The sequence below is a fragment of the Phormidium sp. CCY1219 genome (assembly GCF_035615515.1).
Classification (GTDB): domain Bacteria; phylum Cyanobacteriota; class Cyanobacteriia; order Cyanobacteriales; family Laspinemataceae; genus CCY1219.
The window spans coordinates 1-441 of record NZ_JAJENT010000129.1; the positions used below are offsets into that span (position 1 = coordinate 1).

General features: G+C 62.6%; 1 protein-coding gene. It reads right to left on the reverse strand.

Features of this window, described 5'->3' with window-relative positions; all coding sequences use genetic code 11:
- Positions 1-441 (reverse strand): ribulose bisphosphate carboxylase small subunit (locus tag LKK83_RS00705; RefSeq protein ID WP_324628805.1); only part of this gene is annotated, 441 nt, incomplete at both ends.

The window sequence follows — 441 nt, forward strand, 5'->3', positions numbered from 1 at the left end:
GTTCTTGCTGTCAATTGGCGCGCAGCTCTTCCAAGAACCGGTGCGGAAGCGGCGCTCGTCCACATGTTCCGTCCCGAGGCGCAACCCTTGGTTGAGGATTTGGCGCACCTGCGCCACCACATCCGGATCTAGGCCCGTGGAACTCGTCGGCGCGTAACTGCTGCCGGTGCGGCGAGGGGCACTTGTCGAGCGGCTGCCTCCGCTGCTAGGGGAGCCATTGCCATTCGGGCGTTGGATAATGGTTTCCACCACCCGCCGTTTTGCTTTCGGGTCGATGCCGATCAAGCGCACGTATTCGCCGCTGTGTTCCGCCAAACACTCTTCCAGGGCCGAAATCACCTGCGACTCGTTCTTGCTGTCAATCGGCGCGCAGCTCTTCCAAGAACCGGTGCGGAAGCGGCGCTCGTCCACATGTTCCGTCCCGATGCGGTATCCACCGGC